At 70.2% G+C, this 17,402-nt stretch carries 18 protein-coding genes; 10 read left to right on the forward strand and 8 right to left on the reverse strand.

Annotated elements, in window-relative coordinates:
- Nucleotides 1-11: 11 nt before the first annotated feature.
- Nucleotides 12-1,214 carry an FAD-dependent oxidoreductase gene (locus MWM08_RS11695; RefSeq protein WP_244459620.1) on the reverse strand — a complete coding sequence of 401 codons (1,203 nt, stop codon included), beginning with the start codon at nucleotides 1,212-1,214 and terminating at the stop codon, nucleotides 12-14.
- Nucleotides 1,215-1,257: 43 nt separating this feature from the next.
- Between MWM08_RS11695 and MWM08_RS11700 the strand changes: the two genes are divergently transcribed.
- Nucleotides 1,258-2,055: a maleate cis-trans isomerase family protein gene (locus tag MWM08_RS11700; RefSeq protein ID WP_244459621.1), complete on the forward strand. Its 798-nt coding sequence runs from the start codon at nucleotides 1,258-1,260 to the stop codon at nucleotides 2,053-2,055.
- 58 nt (nucleotides 2,056-2,113) lie between these two features.
- On the opposite strand, the gene MWM08_RS11705 is transcribed toward MWM08_RS11700, so the two are convergent.
- A complete protein-coding gene (locus MWM08_RS11705; protein WP_244459622.1) occupies nucleotides 2,114-3,100 on the reverse strand; it encodes a nitrile hydratase subunit alpha in 987 nt (328 codons plus the stop codon).
- A gap of 97 nt (nucleotides 3,101-3,197) precedes the next feature.
- On the opposite strand from MWM08_RS11705, the gene MWM08_RS11710 reads away from it, so the two are divergent.
- The 3 genes from MWM08_RS11710 to MWM08_RS11720 are packed head-to-tail and all read left to right on the forward strand — an operon-like array spanning nucleotide 3,198 to nucleotide 5,391.
- Nucleotides 3,198-4,187 (forward strand): Bug family tripartite tricarboxylate transporter substrate binding protein, encoded by a 990-nt coding sequence (locus tag MWM08_RS11710; RefSeq protein ID WP_244459623.1) that lies wholly within the window; start codon nucleotides 3,198-3,200, stop codon nucleotides 4,185-4,187.
- A 59-nt stretch (nucleotides 4,188-4,246) separates the two neighbouring features.
- Nucleotides 4,247-4,951: an RraA family protein gene (locus MWM08_RS11715; protein ID WP_244459624.1), complete on the forward strand. Its 705-nt coding sequence runs from the start codon at nucleotides 4,247-4,249 to the stop codon at nucleotides 4,949-4,951.
- Nucleotides 4,952-4,956: 5 nt separating this feature from the next.
- Complete coding sequence (locus MWM08_RS11720) at nucleotides 4,957-5,391, forward strand: thioesterase family protein (protein WP_244459625.1); 435 nt, start codon at nucleotides 4,957-4,959, stop codon at nucleotides 5,389-5,391.
- A gap of 89 nt (nucleotides 5,392-5,480) precedes the next feature.
- On the opposite strand, the gene MWM08_RS11725 is transcribed toward MWM08_RS11720, so the two are convergent.
- From MWM08_RS11725 to MWM08_RS11735, 3 genes are all read right to left on the reverse strand, one after another.
- On the reverse strand, nucleotides 5,481-5,963 hold the full coding sequence (locus MWM08_RS11725) for a GlcG/HbpS family heme-binding protein (RefSeq protein WP_244459626.1): 483 nt from the start codon (nucleotides 5,961-5,963) through the stop codon (nucleotides 5,481-5,483).
- Between the two features lie 70 nt (nucleotides 5,964-6,033).
- Nucleotides 6,034-7,653 carry an amidohydrolase gene (locus MWM08_RS11730; protein WP_244459627.1) on the reverse strand — a complete coding sequence of 540 codons (1,620 nt, stop codon included), beginning with the start codon at nucleotides 7,651-7,653 and terminating at the stop codon, nucleotides 6,034-6,036.
- Complete coding sequence (locus tag MWM08_RS11735) at nucleotides 7,650-8,978, reverse strand: NAD(P)/FAD-dependent oxidoreductase (protein ID WP_244459628.1); 1,329 nt, start codon at nucleotides 8,976-8,978, stop codon at nucleotides 7,650-7,652. Before MWM08_RS11735 ends, MWM08_RS11730 begins: the two co-directional genes overlap by 4 nt.
- Nucleotides 8,979-9,133: 155 nt before the next feature.
- Here MWM08_RS11735 and MWM08_RS11740 point away from each other — a divergent pair, with 155 nt between their 5' ends.
- The 6 genes from MWM08_RS11740 to MWM08_RS11765 are packed head-to-tail and all read left to right on the forward strand — an operon-like array spanning nucleotide 9,134 to nucleotide 14,681.
- Complete coding sequence (locus MWM08_RS11740) at nucleotides 9,134-10,240, forward strand: extracellular solute-binding protein (protein ID WP_244459629.1); 1,107 nt, start codon at nucleotides 9,134-9,136, stop codon at nucleotides 10,238-10,240.
- A gap of 9 nt (nucleotides 10,241-10,249) precedes the next feature.
- Nucleotides 10,250-11,188, forward strand: a complete 939-nt coding sequence (locus MWM08_RS11745) for a 2-hydroxyacid dehydrogenase (RefSeq protein ID WP_244459630.1) — start codon at nucleotides 10,250-10,252, stop codon at nucleotides 11,186-11,188.
- Nucleotides 11,188-11,958, forward strand: coding sequence for a class II aldolase/adducin family protein (locus MWM08_RS11750; protein ID WP_244459631.1), 771 nt, complete (start codon nucleotides 11,188-11,190; stop codon nucleotides 11,956-11,958). The genes MWM08_RS11745 and MWM08_RS11750 overlap by 1 nt, the downstream gene beginning before the upstream one ends.
- On the forward strand, nucleotides 11,955-13,046 hold the full coding sequence (locus MWM08_RS11755; RefSeq protein WP_244459632.1) for an ABC transporter ATP-binding protein: 1,092 nt from the start codon (nucleotides 11,955-11,957) through the stop codon (nucleotides 13,044-13,046). Before MWM08_RS11750 ends, MWM08_RS11755 begins: the two co-directional genes overlap by 4 nt.
- On the forward strand, nucleotides 13,043-13,888 hold the full coding sequence (locus MWM08_RS11760; protein ID WP_244459633.1) for an ABC transporter permease: 846 nt from the start codon (nucleotides 13,043-13,045) through the stop codon (nucleotides 13,886-13,888). The genes MWM08_RS11755 and MWM08_RS11760 overlap by 4 nt, the downstream gene beginning before the upstream one ends.
- A gap of 4 nt (nucleotides 13,889-13,892) precedes the next feature.
- Nucleotides 13,893-14,681, forward strand: coding sequence for an ABC transporter permease (locus MWM08_RS11765; protein WP_244459634.1), 789 nt, complete (start codon nucleotides 13,893-13,895; stop codon nucleotides 14,679-14,681).
- A 91-nt stretch (nucleotides 14,682-14,772) separates the two neighbouring features.
- Here the strand turns inward: MWM08_RS11765 and lpxB are convergent, their stop codons facing one another.
- From lpxB to MWM08_RS11780, 3 genes are read right to left on the reverse strand one after another with little or no spacing between them, the layout of a single operon-like run.
- Nucleotides 14,773-15,924, reverse strand: coding sequence for a lipid-A-disaccharide synthase (gene lpxB, locus MWM08_RS11770; protein ID WP_244459635.1), 1,152 nt, complete (start codon nucleotides 15,922-15,924; stop codon nucleotides 14,773-14,775).
- Complete coding sequence (locus MWM08_RS11775; protein ID WP_244459636.1) at nucleotides 15,921-16,808, reverse strand: carbon-nitrogen hydrolase family protein; 888 nt, start codon at nucleotides 16,806-16,808, stop codon at nucleotides 15,921-15,923. The genes lpxB and MWM08_RS11775 overlap by 4 nt, the downstream gene beginning before the upstream one ends.
- A complete protein-coding gene (locus tag MWM08_RS11780) occupies nucleotides 16,805-17,401 on the reverse strand; it encodes a GNAT family N-acetyltransferase (protein WP_244459637.1) in 597 nt (198 codons plus the stop codon). The genes MWM08_RS11775 and MWM08_RS11780 overlap by 4 nt, the downstream gene beginning before the upstream one ends.
- Nucleotide 17,402 lies beyond the last annotated feature (1 nt).

Here is a 17,402-nt window from a genome sequence, read left to right on the forward strand (position 1 = left end):
GGCGTGACCCTTCATTCGACCGCGGCGGCGGCACGCAGGCCGGTGATCATGGACGATCGCAGCAGGTGTTCGCGGGCGCGGACAGGATCGCCCGCTGTCGCCTGCAGGTCGGCCAGCATTGCCGCACGTCGCCCGGGGTCGCGTTCGCGCATGCGGGCACGGTTGCGGTCGGCCTGAGCGATGATCTCGCGCTCGGCGATCGGGCGGCGGCGGCGCGTGTAGCGATCCAGATGCGCCGCCTCCGCCTCGCCGCGCCAGACCGGCACAAGATGCGCGGCGAGTTCGAACGCATCATGGATACCGCCATTCATCCCCATCCCGCCCGAGGGCGAATTGAGATGCGCCGCATCGCCCGCCAGCAGCATCCGCCCGCGCCGATAGTCCTGCACGATGCGCTGATGGATGCGGTATGGGCGCAGGTCCGGCACGTCGTACGGCGTGGGCTTCGGATGGATCGCCTGCAGCTTGCACTCGATAGCCTCGGGCGTGAGCGCGGCCTCGACATCCTCGCCCGGCGCGGTGTGCAGGCTCGCGCGCCACTTTCCCGGCACGTGCAGCAGGGAAAAGGTGCCCGAGAAGGTCGGGTGTTCGGTCCAGATGTAGTTGACGTTGGACAGGCCATCGAACACCGCGCCGAAGTCGAAGGGCGTGGTCGCGAGGATGGTGGTCTCGGGATAGGTATCGCCCGCGAAGGGCATCTCCATCGCGCGCCGCACTACCGATCGTGCGCCATCGCAGCCGACCACGAAGGCCGCGCGGAAGGCCTCGAAGCCTCGCGCGGTCACCGTGACGCCATCGGCATCCTGCGTCAGCGCCTCGACCGCGCAGCCGAAGCGCGGCGCCACACCCGCGCGATTCAGGTCCGCGAGCACCAGGCGCGATAGCTTCCACTGTTCCGCCTGCAGCCGATACGGATGCGCCGTGTCGGGCGCGATCACGCCCAGCTCGAAGACCGCGCGCGCGCCATCCTCGTGCCGGCGGATTTGCCAGGTCGGCGTGACCAGCCCCTGCGCGATCAGCGGCGCCGCCAGCCCCAACCCGTCGAGCATGTCGAGCGTCGGCGGATGGAAGGTCGAGGCGCGCAGCTCCTCGCTGATGTCGCCCTCCGCCTCCAGCAGCACGGCGGGAATGCCGGCCCGCGCCAGCAGCAGCGCCAGCACCAGCCCGACCGGGCCGGCGCCGATGATGGCGACCGGGTCGCGTTCTGCCGTCATGCGTCTATCCTCAGCGGCGCGTCGCCGGCATATCGCCCACGACATGCCCGGCGTGAAGAGGGGACGGTCAATCATGGCGGTGGAATACGGTGCGGAAGGACTGCTCGGCGTGCTGACGCCGCAGGCCAACACGACGGTCGAGCCCGAACTCGGGATCCTGTTGCCGCCGCGCATGGCCATGCTGAATGCGCGCCTCACCAGCCCCAAGCCGACGATCGCGGCGCGCCTGGTGGACTATGTGGATGGCCTCGATGCCGCGGTCGCGCAATTCGCGAATGCGCCGCTGGGTGCGATCGCCTTCGCCTGCACCGGTGCGTCCTACCTGGTCGGTGCGGCGGCGGAGGACGCGGCGGTGGCGCGGATCGAGGCGCGCACGGGCGTGCCGTTCATCACCGCCGCGCGGGCGGTCTGCGATGCCTTCCAGGCGCTGGGCGCACGCCGCATCGGCTTGGTGTCGCCCTATCCGCTCGACCTCACGGAAGCCTCCGCGGCCTATTGGGCGTCGCGCGGCTTCACGGTGGGGCGCATCGTGGCCGCGGCCGCACCGGACGCCGCATTCCACCCGATCTATGCCATGTCCGCCGGCAGCGCGGCCGAGGCGCTCGCCGGCATGACGGGCGCGGGCGTGGATGCGATCATCCTGCTCGGCACCGGCATGCCGACGCTCAAGCCGATCCTGGACAACCCGGCGGTGGACGGCGCGCCGGTCATCTCCTGCATGACGGCGCTGGGCTGGCGCAGCGTGACGGCGCTGTGCGGCGTGGCGCCCAATGGTGACACGCTGCGCTGCTGGATCGCCGGCGAAGGCTGGCGCGACCGCTACGCGCAACGCATGTGCTGAAGCACATCCCGATCGTACGGAACCATCCGGCCGGGTAGCGCCGCGCGCGATAGCGATTCTACGGGCTGCGCGCCGGCGTCACGCCGATCATCGAATCCCGCGTCACCAGCGTCGCGAGGCGCGCCTCGTCCCAGCCATCCGTGCCCGCCGGGCGTGCCGGCACCACTAGGTACCGCAACTCCGCATTGCTGTCGTGCACGCGCAACTCCGTGCCCTCCGGCAGCACCGTGCCGAATTCCGCCAGCACGCCGCGCGGGTCGCGCACAGCCCGCGCACGATAGGCGCGCGATTTATACCAGGCCGGCGGGCGCCCCAGAACGCTGCGCGGATAGCAGGAGCACAGCGTGCACACGACCAGGTTGTGCAGTCGGTCGGTGTTGAACAGCGCCGTCAGAACCGTCTCGCCCCGCGCGAGGCCCAATTCCTCCACCGCGGACCCCGCATCTGCCGCCAGCCGCGCGGCGTAAGCCGCATCCGCCCATGCTTTCGCGACCACGCGCGCGCCGTTATGGGGGCCGCGGGCGTCCATGCGTTCGATCTCGGCGCGGATTTCCTCCGCCGTGACGATTCCGCGCGCCAGCAGCAGGTTGCGCAGCGCCATGCCGCGCAGCCGCAGCGGCGGGACCTCATCGAGGCCGGAATCATCATCCTCCTGGTAGGGATGGTCATCGTGATCGTGATCGTGGTCGTGGTGATGATGGCCGGCGGCCTCGCCCTCGATGCGGTGCGCACCCGTGGCGCGCAGTCGTGCCTCCTCGGCCTCGAGGTCCGAAAGCGTCACCACGCCCTTATCGATGATCAGCGATGAGGTCGCGTGGATCCAGCGCTGGTAGTAGGGCAGCGACCAGTACGTCTCGCCGTCGAGCTGTTCCTGCACGCGGCGGCTTTCATCGGTCGTGAAGAAATGCCGCTTGCGGTCGGCCAGCAGCATGCGCAGCGCGTCGGCTTCCTTTTCCCAATGCGCGGCCTGGTGGTCGTCCTCCTGCGCGATCGGCGCGTCGAAGCGGCCACCGGCATCGTGCGGGGCGTGGTCGGGGTGGGTCATGGCATCCTCCAGGGCGGCATGGTGCCAGCAGCGCCGCCATCTCGACAGGGGGCGCGCGCGCCAGCATCCTCGCGGGGCCAACCGGGAGAGACACACCATGACCGATATGACCCGCCGCGGCGTGCTGGGGCTCGCCGGTGCTGCGGTCACTGCCGGCGCGGCGCGCGCGCAGCCCGCCTGGCCCAACCGCGACCTGCGTCTGGTCTGCCCCTTTCCACCGGGCGGCACGACCGACGTGGTAGCGCGCCTGATGGCGGCCGCGATGCGCGACCCGCTCGGCCGCACCATGGTGGTCGAGAACCAGCCGGGTGCGGGCAGCACGCTCGCGGCCGGTCGCTTCGCGCGCGAAGGGGACGACCACGGGCTGTTCCTCAGCCAGATCGCCTCACATGCCATCGGCCCGGCGCTGTATCGCAACCTGCCCTATGATCCCGAGGCCGACTTCCGCGCCGTCACGCTGCTGGTGACCGTGCCCAACGTGCTGGTCGCCAATCCGCGCAAGGTGCCAGATGGCGACATCCGCGCCTTCCTGCGCGAGGCGCGCGCGAAGCCGAACGAACGCAATTTCGCGTCCGCCGGCAATGGCACCTCCACGCACCTGACCGGCGAGTTGATCGGCCAGCTGGCCGGCGCGCGCATCACCCATGTGCCCTATCGCGGCGCCGGCCCCGCCATGACCGCGGTGATCGGCGGCGAGGTCGATACACTGATCGACAACCTGCCCACCGCGCTGCCGCAGATCCGCGCCGGCACGGTGCGCGCGCTGGCCGTCACGTCGCGCACGCGCGTGCCGGACCTGCCCGATGTGCCGGCGCTGTCCGAACTCGGCGCCGAATTCGGCATGGAGGGCTTCGAGGCGGAGGCCTGGTTCGGCCTGCACACGCACAAGACCGCGTCGGATGCCGTGGTCGCGCGCATGGCCGCGGCGGCGCAGGCGGCGCTCACCGACCCAGCCATGCGCCGCCAGCTCGCCGAACGCGGCACCACCCCGCGCGGCGGCCCGCCGGCCGACTACGCGGCGCTGGTCACGGCCGAGCGCGCGCGCTGGCTGCGCGTGGTCCGCGACGGCAATGTCCGCGCCGACTGACCCCCTTTGACCGCAGCGCGCGGCCGGTCGATGCTGCCGGCAACGGAGGAACCAACGCCATGACCTATCCCTTCACTGCCGCGGATCTCGAGGCGCTGCGCCAGTGGGACACGCCCACCATCTGCAACGCGTTGGAAGTCGTCGCTCCCGCACGCCGTGGCTACGGCTTCACCGTGCGGCCGATGACCGCCGTCTTCCCGAAGCTGCCGCCGATCTGCGGCCTGGCGCGCACCGGCACGCAGCGCGCAGCCTTCCCCTCGGGCCGCAGCAAGGACGCCGACAAGGCCATGCGCATCGCCTGGTACACCTACGTCGCCGATGCCGCGCTGCCGACCGTGGTCTGCCTGCAGGACCTCGATGACACGCCCGGCGTCGGCGCCTTCTGGGGCGAGGTGAATTCCGCCGTGCACAAGGGCCTCGGCGCGCAGGGCGTTGTGACCAACGGGTCAGTGCGCGACCTCGACATGTTCGCCCCCGGCTTCCAGGGCATCGCGGGCGTGGTGAACCCCTCGCATGCCCATGTCCACATCGTCGCGGTGAACGTCGAGGTGACCATCCACGGCATGCAGGTGAAGCACGACGACGTGGTGCATGCCGACCTGCACGGCGCGGTCGTCATCCCGCACGACGTGGTCACGAAGATTCCCGCCGCCGTCGACCTGCTGACGCGCAAGGAGAAGGTGATCCTCGACATGGCGCGTGCGCCTGGCTTCAACATCGATCGGCTGAAGGAAGCGCTGGCGCAGTCCGACGACATCCACTGAGCCCAATGCGCCGGCCGCTTTGCACCGTGCTGCCGGGGTGGGTGGACCACTACCGGCACATGAACCTCGCCTACTACCTTGTGGCCTTCGACATCGCGACCGATGCGCTGTGGCCGGATCTGGGGCTGGGCGATGGCTTCCGTGACCGCGGCCTGGGGACCTTCGCGGCCGAGTCCTGGCAGGCCTACAACCGCGAAGTGACCGAGGGCGCGCCGCTCGCCTTCGATAGCGAGGTGCTGTCCTTCGACGCCAAGCGCCTTCTGTGTCGTCACACCATGTTCCATGCCGCCGAAGGCTGGCAGGCCGCGGAGAACGAGGTCCTGTACCTGTGCGTGGACCTCACCGCGCGCCGCGTCGGCGCCTGGCCGGATGACGTGCTGTCGCGCTTGGAAAAGCGCGCGACGGGTGCTGCGGCGAAGCGGCTCGCCCTGAAGCGCTGACACAGAAAACGACCAACGGAATCGGCGTGGCCGTATGATCATCCCCTGTGCGTGAGCCGATCCGGCGAGCCTCGCCGCGGGAGCCGGGCTTAGCCCAACCGGTCGCGGATCCGCTCGATTCCGGCTTCGGCGCATTGGTCGTCCAGGTGTCCGCCCGGTGCGCCGCCCACGCCGATCGCGCCCACCACTTCCTCGCCCGCGCGGATCGCAATGCCCCCGCCCACGACCAAGAACCCCTCGATGTCCGGCAGTCGCGCGGCGGCGGGGTTGGTGCGCACCGTCTCCAGGATCTGCGTGGTGTTCGCGCGCATGCTCGCTGCCGTGTAGGCCTTGGCGCGAGCCGACGCGACCGTATGTGGCCCGGCGCCATCCGCGCGCAGCAGCGCTCGCAGCACGCCCGAACGATCGACCACCGCTGCACTCACGCGGAAGCCGCGCCCGGCGCAGGCTTCGACCGCGGCCGCGACAGCCTCGGCGGCCAGTGACGCGCTGATGTTGCGTTCGCTGACCAGGCCTTGGGTCGCGCCCGGCAGCGGGGTGAACAGGAGGCACGCAAGCAGCAGACGACGCATCGGGGCACCCTTTCGGCGCACGGTGACGCGGCGGATGTTGCACCCCGCATCCTGCCCGGGGAAGGGGGTGTCAGCCTCCGTGGCGCAGCACACCGCCGACCACGGTCGCGACCACCTTCGTGCCGCGTATCGCGGACGGATCGCAGGCCAGGATGTCCGTGTCGAGCACCGCCAGGTCCGCCAGCTTGCCGGGCTCGAGGCTGCCCTTGTCATGCTCCTCGCGCTGCGCCCAGGCGCCGAGCGTGGTGTAGGCCGCCAACGCCTGCACGGGCGTCACGGCCTCGGCGGCATCGAGGTCGGCGCCGGTCTGGCTGCGTCGCGTGACCATGGCGCCGATCGCGGTGAAGGGGTTCACGCGACAGACCGCGAAATCCGAATGCCCAGGTGCAGGAATGCCGGCGGCGATCAGGCTGCGATGCGGCCACATGTGGCGCATCGCGTCCTGCCCGCGATTGGCGACATAGGCCTCGCCCAGTTCGTCCATGAAGCCAGTCGCTGAGGAATCGACGAAGCCGCCGCGCTTGAGGCGCTCGAGGATCGGCGGCGTCACGTAGCAGCAATGCTCCACCCGCATCCGGTGGTCCGCCACGGGGTGTGCGGCCAGCGCGGCCTCCATCACATCCAGCGCGAAGTCGATGCCGCGGTCGCCGACGCCCTCGATCATCACCTGAAGCCCGGCCTTGTGAGCGGCTGTGGCACGCTGCGTGAGGTCGTCGCGGTCATACAGCAGCATCCCGGTGTTCGGCACCGGTTCGCCGGGCACCGGCGTACCCCGATAGGGCTCCCAATACGCCGCCGTCCGGCCGGAGGTGGAGCAGTCCGGGCACCACTCCACGCCGATCAACCTCAGCCAGTCGTCTCCGAAGCCCGACCGGACGCCCGCACCGATCAGATGCGGGATCAACGGTTCGTCGCGCCCGGACGCGATGATGCCCATGCGCATCCGCCAGCGCCCGTCTCTGCGCATCTGCTGATAGGCGCGGATGGCCTTCGACGGCGTCAGTGAATTCGCAACGGATGTGATGCCGTGGCGCAGGCATTCGTCCTGCACCATCTCCATGCCGTCCGCGATGTCGGCCTCGCTGTCCGCGCCATGTATGGCATTCAGGAAGACATGCGCCGCGGTCTCGCGCACCAGGCCGGTAAAGGCGCCGCTGGCGGGGTCGCGGTCGAAGGCGCCGAAGGGCGGGTCGGGCGCATCGGCCGGGACGTCGCAGGCGGCGAAGGCGGCGCGGTTCGCCAGGCCCAGATGCCCGTCCGTGCGCAGGATGAAGACCGGATGCCCGGCCGACGCCGCATCCAGTTCATCGAGTGTCGGATAACCGCCGCAGGCGCGTTCGTTCAGCCGGTAGAAGGCGCCCCAGCGGCCTGGCGGCAGCGCGATGCATACGCGGTTGATGGTGGCCAATACCTCGGCGCGCGTGCGCACGCGGTCGGGCGAGAGCAGCGTCCACGTGCGCAGCCGCACGGCATAGCTATCCGGATGCGCGTGACTGTCCACGACGCCGGGAATGACGCGCCGGCCCTGCGCGTTCAGCACGCGCGTGCCCGCGCCGATGTGCGCGCGCATTGCGTCGCTGCTGCCCAGCGCCACGATGCGTCCGCCCTGCGCCGCCAGCGCCTGCGCTTCGGTGCCCGCCGCATCCAGCGTGGCGACGCGCCCGTCGAGCAAAACGAAATCGGCGTTCATGCCGCCACTCGGTCGATATGGTCGCGCAGGCGATACCAGCCGCCGATCAGTGGCAGGAACCAGTTCGGATTGCCATTGTACAGCGGGAGCGTCGGGAAGCGCAGGCCATCGAGCGCGAAGGCCTCATTCTCGGCCCCTGCGATCTTGAGCGCGGCGCGATGGCCGAGCCAGGTCGCCATGGCCACCCCGGACCCCTGGCAGCCGGCGGCGTAGTGCATGCCGTCCTGCACGCCGATATGCGGCAGGAAGTCGAAGGTGAAGGCGACGTTGCCGGTCCAGGCGTGAGTGATCTGCACGTCCTTCAGTTCCGGAAACACCGCGGTCATGAAGCGGTGCAGCACCGGTGCGGCGGTGGCCGGGTCGGTGGGGCCGAAACTCGCGCGCCCACCCCACAGGATGCGGTTGCCGTAGGGCGACGGCCGGAAGTAGTTCAGCACGCGCTTGGTGTCGCTGATCATGCGCCGCCCGGGGAAGAACTTGTCGATCGCGTAGTGCGGCAGTTCCTCGGTGGCGATGATGTAGGACCCCACAGGGATCATGCGGCGCGCGAGCCAGGGCATGGCGGACCGCCCCTTGTCGTCGCGCGAATAGCCGTTGGTCGCGACCAGCACCGCGCCGGCGCGCAGCGACCCGCGATCGGTCGCCACGCGGAAGCCGGTCCCGTCGCGCTTGATTGCATTCACGCGGACGCCATCGACCAGCCGTGCACCGGCGCGGTCAGCCGCCGCCGCGAGCCCGCGCGCGTACTTGCCCGGATGCAGGCTGCCCGATGCCTCGGCCAGCATCCCGCCATGATAGTGGTCGCTGCCCAGCGCCTCGTGCTGGCGTTCCTTCGGCAGCATGGCGGTGGGCAGGCCGGTCACTTCCGCGATGAAGTCGGCTCGCGCGGCCAGCGCGTCGTAGTGCTTGCGCGTCCAGGCCGGCACGAAGCGCCCGCAGCGAACGTAGTCGCAGTCGATCCCCTCGCGCGCGATCGTCTCCTCGATGAAGGGGAAGGATGCCGCGGCGGCCTGGGCGATCGCCTTTGCGCGGTCGGCCCCGTGCAGCTTCTGCAGGGCGCCGGAAGCGACCTTCAGCCCGCCCGAGACCATGCCGCCATTGCGCGAGGAGGCGCCCCAGCCGATCCGTTCCGCATCGATCACCGCCACGTCATGCCCCAGCCGGCGCAGCGTGAGCGCAGCCGACATCCCGGCATAGCCGCCGCCCACCACCGCCACGCCGACATCGGTGGGCAACACGCTGTCGCGCTTGGGTGGCTCGGCAGCCTCCCACCACCATGGCGTGGTCTTGAAGCCTGGCGCCAATAGCGCGTGCGCGGAGGTCATTGCCCGATCAGCCTGCCCATGGTCAGATTTGTTCGGGAGAGTTCACGCCGGCACGGCGGCAACCGCAAGTGGTGCCGCGCCGTGCTGCTGCACCTTGGGCGATTTTCAACCCAGGCGCGAGCGGCCCGCTACGCCACCCATGAGGAGAGACGGTGATGCAAAGCTTCCAGCAGGATTGCGTGGACCTGGCCTACCGCAAGTACCGGCGCGGCGAGGTCGACCGGCGTACGCTGCTCACCGGCCTGGCCGCGCTCGGCGCCGCCGTCTTTGCCGGCAACGACGCGCAGGCGCAGGCGGCACGGCAGCTGGTGATGGTCAACTGGGGCGGCATCGCCAACCAGGGCTTCGGCAACAACTACGGCGCGCCCTTCGTCGCCGCGAACCCCGGCTGGACCGTGGTGCAGGACAGCACCGGCCCGTCCGCCGGGCGCATCCGCTCGATGGTCGAGAGCGGCCGCGTCACCTGGGACCTGTGCGACTCCTCGGCCACCTCGTCCTTCCTGCTGGGCGGGCTGAACCTGCTGAACCGGATCGACTACAACATCGTCAACCGGGAGAACGTGATCGGGCCGACCTTCGCGCTCGACCACGGGGCGGCGCCGTATTCTTTCTCGAACGTGTTGGTCTACGACAGCAGCAAATTCCCGACCGCGCCGACCGGCTGGGCGGATTTCTGGGACCTGCAGAAATTCCCCGGCACGCGCCTGCTGCGCCGCGACGCCGCCGGCACGCTCGATGCCGCGCAGATGTCGCTCGGCAAGGACATGGCGAATCTCTATCCGCTCGACGTGCGCGCATCGCTCGCCCGCGTTCGCGAAATCCGCCGCAACCTGGTCTTCTGGACCGGTGGCGCGGAATCCGAACAGTTCATCCGCACCGGCGAGGCGGTGATGGGCCAGATCTGGCATACCCGTGCGAAGGTGCTGGAGCAGGAGAGCAACGGCCGCTTCAAGTTCATCTGGAACCAGGGGATCCTGCAGCCGGGCATCTTCGTCATCCCGCGCGGCAATCCCGGTGGCGAGATGGCGCAGCGCCTGCTCGCCTCCATGCTGGCAAACGCCGAACCGCAGGTCGAGCTCCTGAAGTTCCTCGGCAATGGCCCGACCAATCCGCGCGCCGCCGCGCTGGTGCCCGAGGAGTTCAAGCGCTTCAACCCGACCGAACCAGCCAATGCCGCGCTGCAAGTGGCGCAGAATGGCCGCTGGTGGGGCGAGAACTACGCCCGCGTGAATGCCGACTACATCGACATGGTCACAGGCTGAACCAGCCCCGTGATCCTGGTCGTGAAGTCGGGCGGCGAGCGCGCCGTGCCGGAATGGCAGGCGTGCTTCGCCGCGGTGGCGCCGCAACTGCAGGTGCGCTGGTGGGATGAACCATCGCTCGACCCCGCCAGCGTGGACTATGCGCTGGTCTGGGACCCCGAACCCGGGCGGCTGGCGCGCCTGCCGAAGCTGCGCGCGATCTTCGGCTCCGGCGCGGGGGTGGATGGCATCGTCGCCGACCCGCATCTGCCGCGCGGCGTGCCGCTGGTGCGCTGCGTGCCGCCTGAGGCGACGCAGCGCATGGGCGAATTCGTGTGCTGGGCGGTGCTGTCGCTGAACAAGGATGCGCGCCGCATGGCGCTGGCGCAGGCACGCGCCGAATGGGACTGGTTCGAACCACCCTTCGCCGCGTCCGCGCAGACCGTGGGCATCATGGGCCTGGGGGCGATGGGCCTGCGCAGCGCGCAGATGCTGCTGGGCTTGGGCATTCCCGTGGTCGGCTGGTCACGTACGCGCAAGGACGTTCCGGGCGTCGAAACCTTCGCCGGCGTCGCCGACCTCCCGGCATTCCTGGCGCGCAGCGGGGTTCTGGTCTGCCTGCTGCCGGCGACGCCGGAGACCACCGGCCTCATTGCCGCCCCGCTGCTCGCGCAGTTGCCGCGCGGTGCGGGCCTGGTGCAGGTCGGCCGCGGCGTGCAGCAGGTGCTGCCCGACATCATCGACGCGCTGGATAGCGGGCAGCTCTCCGGCGCGGTGCTCGACGTGTTCGACCCGGAGCCACTGCCGCCCGGCAGCCCTGCCTGGTCGCACCCACGCATTACCGTCACGCCCCATGTCGGCTCGCTGCCCAGCAGGCTGGAGCGTGCGCGCTATGTCGCTGACTGCATCGCGCGTATCGAACGCGGCGAGGCGCCGCCCAATGTCTACGACCCCGAGCGAGGCTACTGATGCCGCTGCCACCACCGCCCGCGAAGCCTAATCCGAACCGTGTGCCGACCGAGCGCGAGGTGCGCGAGGACCTCGCCGCCGCCTACCGCCTGGTCGCCCATTTCGGCATGACCGACCTGGTCTTCACGCATCTCTCCGCGCGCCTGCCGGGCGAAGGGCACCGCTTCCTGGTGAACCCCTACGGCCTGCTGTTCGAGGAGATCACCGCGTCGTCGCTGGTCGTCGTCGATGCCGATGGCGAACCGGCGCAGCCGACCGACTGGCCGGTGAACCCCGCCGGCTTCGTCATCCATTCCGCCGTGCATCGCGCGCGCGACGACGCGATGTGCGTCATGCACACGCACACTCTAGCTGGGATGGCGGTGGCGGCGCAGACCGGCGCGCTGCTGCCGCTCAACCAGATGAGCATGGAATTCGACGGCCGCGTTGCGCTGCACGACTACGAAGGCATCGCCGCCGACGACAACCTGGATGAGCGCGACCGGCTGGTGCAGGACCTCGGCGATCGCCCCTGCATGATCCTGCGCCACCACGGGCTGCTCACGGTGGGGCGCACGGTCGCCGAGGCCTTCTACTGGATGTACTACCTGGAACAGGCCTGCCGCATCCAATTGGCCGCACAGTCATCCGGCGCGCCGCTGGCCGTGCCGCCGGCGCCCGTGGTGCGTCGCGCGCGCGAGCAATTCGGCACCGGCCCGACCAAGGGCTGGCTGCCCTGGCAGGCGCTGCGCCGGAAACTGGACCGCGAGCAGCCGGACTACGTCGCGTGAGTGCTGCCGCCGGCCACGCGCTCGGCCTGCTTGGGCTGACCAAGCGCTACGGCAGCTTTACCGCGGTCGATGATGTCTCGCTGGATGTGGGGCGGGGGGAGTTCCTGACGCTGCTCGGCCCATCGGGGTCGGGCAAGACCACGATCCTGATGGCGGTGGCGGGCTTCGTCGCACCCACGGCAGGCTCGATCCTGCTGGACGGGCGCGAGATCACGCCGCTGCCGCCGGAGAAGCGCAACTTCGGCATGGTCTTCCAGGGCTATGCGCTGTTCCCGCACATGACCGTCGCCGACAACGTCGCCTTTCCGCTGCGCGTGCGCGGGATGTCGCGTGCAGATCGCGATTCGAAGGTGCGGGCGGCGCTGGATCTGGTGCAACTTTCGGGCTTCGCGGAGAGGCTGCCGAAGCAGCTCTCCGGCGGGCAGCAGCAGCGCGTCGCGCTGGCCCGCGCGCTGGTGTTCGACCCGAACCTGCTTCTGCTGGACGAGCCGCTCTCGGCCCTCGACAAGAAGCTGCGGGCTGAACTGCAGGAGGAGCTGAAGGCGCTGCATCGCCGGGTCGGGCGCACTTTCATCAACGTCACGCACGACCAGGAGGAAGCGCTCTCCCTGTCCGACCGGATCGCCATCCTCAACCACGGCAAGCTGATCCAGGCGGGCGCGCCGGGGGAACTCTATGAGCGCCCGCGCACACGCTTCGTGGCGGACTTTCTCGGCAAGTCGAACTTCATCGAAGGCACCGTCGCGGCGTCGGATGCCGACGGATTCGTGCTGGCCGCCGGGGCAGCCCGCATCGGTGTGCGTGGCCAGACGGCGCCGGAAGGCACGCGCCGGCTGCTCTCGCTGCGGCCGGAGAAGATCGCGCTGCTGGCCGATGGCGACACCGCGGACAATGCGGTGGACGGGCGCATCCTCGCCTGGTCCTACCTCGGCGCCGGCTTCGCGCTGCGGGTCGAGACCGATACCCTGGGCGAACTCCGCGCCACGCTGCCGGCCTGGCAGGCCGCCTTCGCGCCATCGGAAGGGCTGCCGGTACGCCTCGGCTGGTCCGCCGACGCCGCCGTGCCGGTCGAGGACGACGCGCCATGACCGCCGCCGGTCGGCCCGCGCTGGGCTGGTGGCTGCTGATCCTGCCCGCGCTGCTGCTGCTGCTGGTCTTCTATGTCGCACCCATCCTGCAGGTGCTCGCTATCAGCGTGACCGAACCGGAACCAGGCCTGGGCAACTACGAACGCATCTTCACCTCGGAATCCGTGCAGCGTGTCATCCTGACCACGCTGCGCATCTGCCTGATCACCACGGTGTTGGCGCTGCTGCTGGGCTATGCGATCGCCCATGCCATCACGCTCGCTTCGCCGCGCGCACGGGGCTGGTGGATCATGGCAGTGCTGGTGCCGCTGTGGATCAGCGTGCTGGTGCGCGCCTTCGCGTGGGTCACGCTGCTGCGCCGGCAAGGGCTGGTCAACAATACGCTGATGAATGCCGGCGTCATCACCGAGCCGCTGCCGCTGGTGTGGAATGAATTCGGCATCATCGTCGGCATGGTGCACTACATGGTGCCCTTCGCGGTGCTGCCGATGCTGGCCTCGATGCGCGAGATCGACCCGCGGCTGCTCGCCGCCGCGCGCGGCCTCGGTGCCTCGCGCGCGCAGGTGTTCCGCAGCGTCTTCCTGCCGCTGTCGATGCCCGGCGTGATCGCTGCCGCGGTGCTGGTCTTCATTTTCTCGCTCGGCTTCTACATCACCCCCGCCATCCTCGGCGGCGGCAAGACGCTGATGGTGGCGGAGTGGATCAGCCTGCAGATCCTCGACCTGATCCGCTGGGGCCTCGGCACCATGATGGCCACCATGCTGATCATCGCGATCCTGGTCACGCTCGCGGTCTTCTCGCGGATCGTAGATCTGCGGCGCATCTTCGGCTCCGGGGCCTGAGGCGATGGACGGCATCCACCCGCCCGGACGCACCGCGCGCGGCCTCGCCTGGGCCACGGCGCTCTACCTGGTGCTGCCGATCCTCATCGTGCTGCCGGTGGCACTGACCGACCAGCGCTTCCTGTCGCTGCCGCAGGACGGCATTTCCTTCCGGCATTTTGCGACGGTGCTGACCTCGCCGGAATGGCTCGGGTCGATCTGGCAGTCCTTCGTGATCGCGGTCTTTGCGACGGTGCTGTCCGTCGTGGCCGGCACGCTTTGCGCCATCGGCTGCTGGCGGATCTCCCGCCGCGCAACGGAACTCGTGCGCGTGCTGATGCTGCTGCCGCTGATCATCCCGTCCATCGTCTATGCCATCGGGCTGTATCGCTATTTCGGCCCGCTCGGGTTGCTCGACCGCTTCGCCGGCGTGGTGATCGCGCACGGCGTCACCGGCATTCCCTATGTGGTCATCACCGTCTCGACGGCGCTCGCCGCCTTCGATCCACGCCTCGAACAGGCGGCCCGCGGCATGGGGGCGTCGCTGGCGCAGACGCTGCGCTGGGTGATCCTGCCGCGCATCGCGCCGGGCATCTTCTCCGGCGCCATCTTTGCCTTCATCCATTCCTGGGACGAGCTGGTGATGGTGCTCTTCATCGCCTCGCGCGACGTGTTCACGCTGCCGCGCCGCATCTGGGATGGCATCAACGAAAACCTCGACCCCGCGATGGCCGCGGTCGCGGTGCTGCTCGTGCTGTTCACAACGCTGCTGCTGATGCTGGACCTGGCGCTGCGGCGCCGCCGCGACAGCTAGCGACGTGCCCGCCTGCGGCAACGCCGCGAACCCCGTGTATGCGCGAACATCCGCACCAGATCGGATGAATCCATCTGGTCGGGGGGCGGCTCTACCCGAGCGTCCCCAGCACGGCCTCCGCCGCTGCGACCGAGGGCAGCCCCTCCGGCGCGCGCAGCTTCGCCAGCGCCTCGGCAAAGCCCGCGCGCTGCATCGCCGCGGCTTGCGGGTCCAGCATCGGGCGCAGCAGCGCCTCGGCCAGTGCCTCGGGCGTGCAGTCGTCCTGGATGCGTTCCGGCACCACCTCGCGCTCCGCCAGCAGGTTCACGAGCGACGCATGCGGCACCTTTACCAGCCGTCGCACGATCGCCGCCGTGATGGGGTTCACGCGATACGCCACGACATGCGGAATGCCCGCCACCGCCATCTCGAGCGACGAGGTGCCGGACTTGATCAATCCGGCCCCGCCCGATTGCGCGACGGCGGCGAAGGCGTCGTGCTTGTCGGCCAGCCCATCCACAAGGATCGGCGCGCCGGGCCAGTCGGCGACGCCGGCACGTACCGCATCGGCTACGATCGGCCCCACCGCCACCACCGGGCGCAGCCCCGGCATGCGCTGGGCGGCCAAGTGCAACCCGGCGCCGAATACCGGCAGCAGGCGGCTCACCTCCATGCGCCGGCTGCCGGGCATCACGATGACGGGGCGGTCGCCCTCGGCCAGCGCGTGCCGCGCGCGGAAGGCCGCGGCGTCGCCCGCATCCGCGCCGCTCTCCAGCACCGGATGGCCCACGAAGGTCACGGGAATGCCGGCGGCCTCGAAGAAGATCGGCTCGAAGGGCAATAGGCACAGGATACGGTCCACCTTGCGCTTCAGCTTGAACACGCGCCCCGGCCGCCAGGCCCAGACCTGCGGCGCGACGTAGTGCACCACCGGCTGGCCGAAGGGCCGCACCATCTCCGCCAGGCGCAGCGTGAAGCCAGGGCTGTCGATGGTCACCACCACCGCCGGACGACGCGTCGCGATATCGGCCGCCGCATCGGCCAGCAGGCGCTTCAGCCGGAAGATCTTGGGCAGCACTTCCAGCAGCCCCATCAGCGCCAATTCGCGATAGTCGAACAGGCTCGCCACGCCCTGCTCGGCCATGCGCGGGCCGCCGATGCCGGCGAAATCCAGGTCCGGCCGCTTCGCCCGCAGGGCCGCGACCAGCCGCGCTCCCAGCACGTCGCCCGAGGCCTCGCCGGCCACGATATAGACCAGCGTCATGTGAAGACCGCCGGCACCGGCCGTGCGAAGGGCATGCGCGGCCAGTCGCGATGGTTGCGCACCTGGCCATCCTCGCGCACGCGACCGATCCGCGCGGGGTCGAGCTCGCAGAACACCCATTGCTCGATATCGGGCGTGCCCCGTGCCAGCACGCCATCCTCGGGAAAGCCGCGATCGACCGGCCCGAAGACCGCCGCATGGCCGCGGTTCACGTCCAGCGCCGCCGACCACGGTGCGTCGCCGACCGTCGGCGTGATTGCGACGTAGCACTGGTTCTCCATCGCCCGTGCGGCCGCGCCGATCGCGACGCGATTGAAGCCATGCGGCGTGTCGGTGCAGGACGGGGCGAGCACCAGCCAGGCGCCGGCCTCGACCTGCACGCGCACATGCTTGGGGAATTCCACGTCGTAGCAGATGGAAATGCCGATCCGCCCCCAGGGCGTGTCGAACACGCAGGGATCGGCGCCGCGCGAAACGCCCCAGCGCTCGGCCTCGAAGCGCGTCATGGCGCGCTTGTCCTGGAAGGCCAGGCGGCCATCCGGGGAGATCAGCGGCGCGCGGTTGATCACCGCGCCATCCTCGCGCCGCATCGGCAGGCTCCCTGGCAGCAGCCAAATGCCGGCGCGCATCGCCGCCGCGCGCATCGCCGCCAGGATGTCAGGCGCGGCGGCGACCATGGCGGCCAGTTCGCCCGCCTCGTCGGCGCCATCCGCGCCGGCCAGCGTGGTGCCGAGTTCCACGCAGGCATATTCCGGCAGCACCAGCAGGTCGGCCCCGGCGCGCCCGGCCTCGATCCGCGCCTCCAGCGCGCGCGCGAATGCCGCGACGGATGCGGGCCGCCCCACACCGTATTGCAGCAGCCCCAGGCGCAGCGGCGCGCTCACAGCGGGTCCTTCACCCAGAAGCCGAGCGTATGCGGCGTTTCGCGATCGTCGCCGACTTCCTTCCAGTCGAACACGACGGAGATGTCGGCGCGGCGCCGGTAACCGCGCTTGCCCCAGAAGGCATCCAGCGGCACGTAGCCTGGCGGCTTGCGCGGGTCGTTCGCGTTGCGCACCACCGCGCAGAAGGCAGTGGCCTCGAGGCCCAGCGATCGGGCATGCGCCTCGCGTTCGGCAAAGAAGCGCACGCCCGCACCCTGGCCGCGAAATGCACGCAGCAGCACGCTCTCGCCGAAATAGCAGAAGCGCGTGGGGTCGATGCCGCGCCCGCTGAACGCCGCCTGCACGCGCGGCGCCGATTCACGCATCGGCTGGCAGGTGGCGCAGCCCACCGCGCGATCGCCCTCGATCGCCGCGACGACCGCGGCGCCCGGGCTCGCGGCATAGGCCGCGAGGTAGCCTTCCTCGTAGCCGGCCTCGCCGGCATAGAGGTACGGCCAGTCGCGAAACACCGCGATGCGCAGCCCCGCCAGGCGCGGCAGCCAGGCACGCAGCGCGTCGCCCTGCAGGGTCTCGAAGCGCAATCCGTCAGCCATG

The sequence above is a fragment of the Roseomonas fluvialis genome (assembly GCF_022846615.1).
Classification (GTDB): Bacteria; Pseudomonadota; Alphaproteobacteria; order Acetobacterales; family Acetobacteraceae; genus Neoroseomonas; species Neoroseomonas fluvialis.

What these genes read in the sequence shown, in the direction of transcription:
- MWM08_RS11695 (WP_244459620.1), bottom strand. Translation starts at nt 1,214, where the DNA reads ATGACGGCAGAACGCGACCCGGTCGCCATCATCGGCGCCGGCCCGGTC.
- MWM08_RS11700 (WP_244459621.1), top strand. Translation starts at nt 1,258, where the DNA reads ATGCCCGGCGTGAAGAGGGGACGGTCAATCATGGCGGTGGAATACGGT.
- MWM08_RS11705 (WP_244459622.1), bottom strand. Translation starts at nt 3,100, where the DNA reads ATGACCCACCCCGACCACGCCCCGCACGATGCCGGTGGCCGCTTCGAC.
- MWM08_RS11710 (WP_244459623.1), top strand. Translation starts at nt 3,198, where the DNA reads ATGACCGATATGACCCGCCGCGGCGTGCTGGGGCTCGCCGGTGCTGCG.
- MWM08_RS11715 (WP_244459624.1), top strand. Translation starts at nt 4,247, where the DNA reads ATGACCTATCCCTTCACTGCCGCGGATCTCGAGGCGCTGCGCCAGTGG.
- MWM08_RS11720 (WP_244459625.1), top strand. Translation starts at nt 4,957, where the DNA reads ATGCGCCGGCCGCTTTGCACCGTGCTGCCGGGGTGGGTGGACCACTAC.
- MWM08_RS11725 (WP_244459626.1), bottom strand. Translation starts at nt 5,963, where the DNA reads ATGCGTCGTCTGCTGCTTGCGTGCCTCCTGTTCACCCCGCTGCCGGGC.
- MWM08_RS11730 (WP_244459627.1), bottom strand. Translation starts at nt 7,653, where the DNA reads ATGAACGCCGATTTCGTTTTGCTCGACGGGCGCGTCGCCACGCTGGAT.
- MWM08_RS11735 (WP_244459628.1), bottom strand. Translation starts at nt 8,978, where the DNA reads ATGACCTCCGCGCACGCGCTATTGGCGCCAGGCTTCAAGACCACGCCA.
- MWM08_RS11740 (WP_244459629.1), top strand. Translation starts at nt 9,134, where the DNA reads ATGCAAAGCTTCCAGCAGGATTGCGTGGACCTGGCCTACCGCAAGTAC.
- MWM08_RS11750 (WP_244459631.1), top strand. Translation starts at nt 11,188, where the DNA reads ATGCCGCTGCCACCACCGCCCGCGAAGCCTAATCCGAACCGTGTGCCG.
- MWM08_RS11760 (WP_244459633.1), top strand. Translation starts at nt 13,043, where the DNA reads ATGACCGCCGCCGGTCGGCCCGCGCTGGGCTGGTGGCTGCTGATCCTG.
- MWM08_RS11765 (WP_244459634.1), top strand. Translation starts at nt 13,893, where the DNA reads ATGGACGGCATCCACCCGCCCGGACGCACCGCGCGCGGCCTCGCCTGG.
- lpxB (WP_244459635.1), bottom strand. Translation starts at nt 15,924, where the DNA reads ATGACGCTGGTCTATATCGTGGCCGGCGAGGCCTCGGGCGACGTGCTG.
- MWM08_RS11780 (WP_244459637.1), bottom strand. Translation starts at nt 17,401, where the DNA reads ATGGCTGACGGATTGCGCTTCGAGACCCTGCAGGGCGACGCGCTGCGT.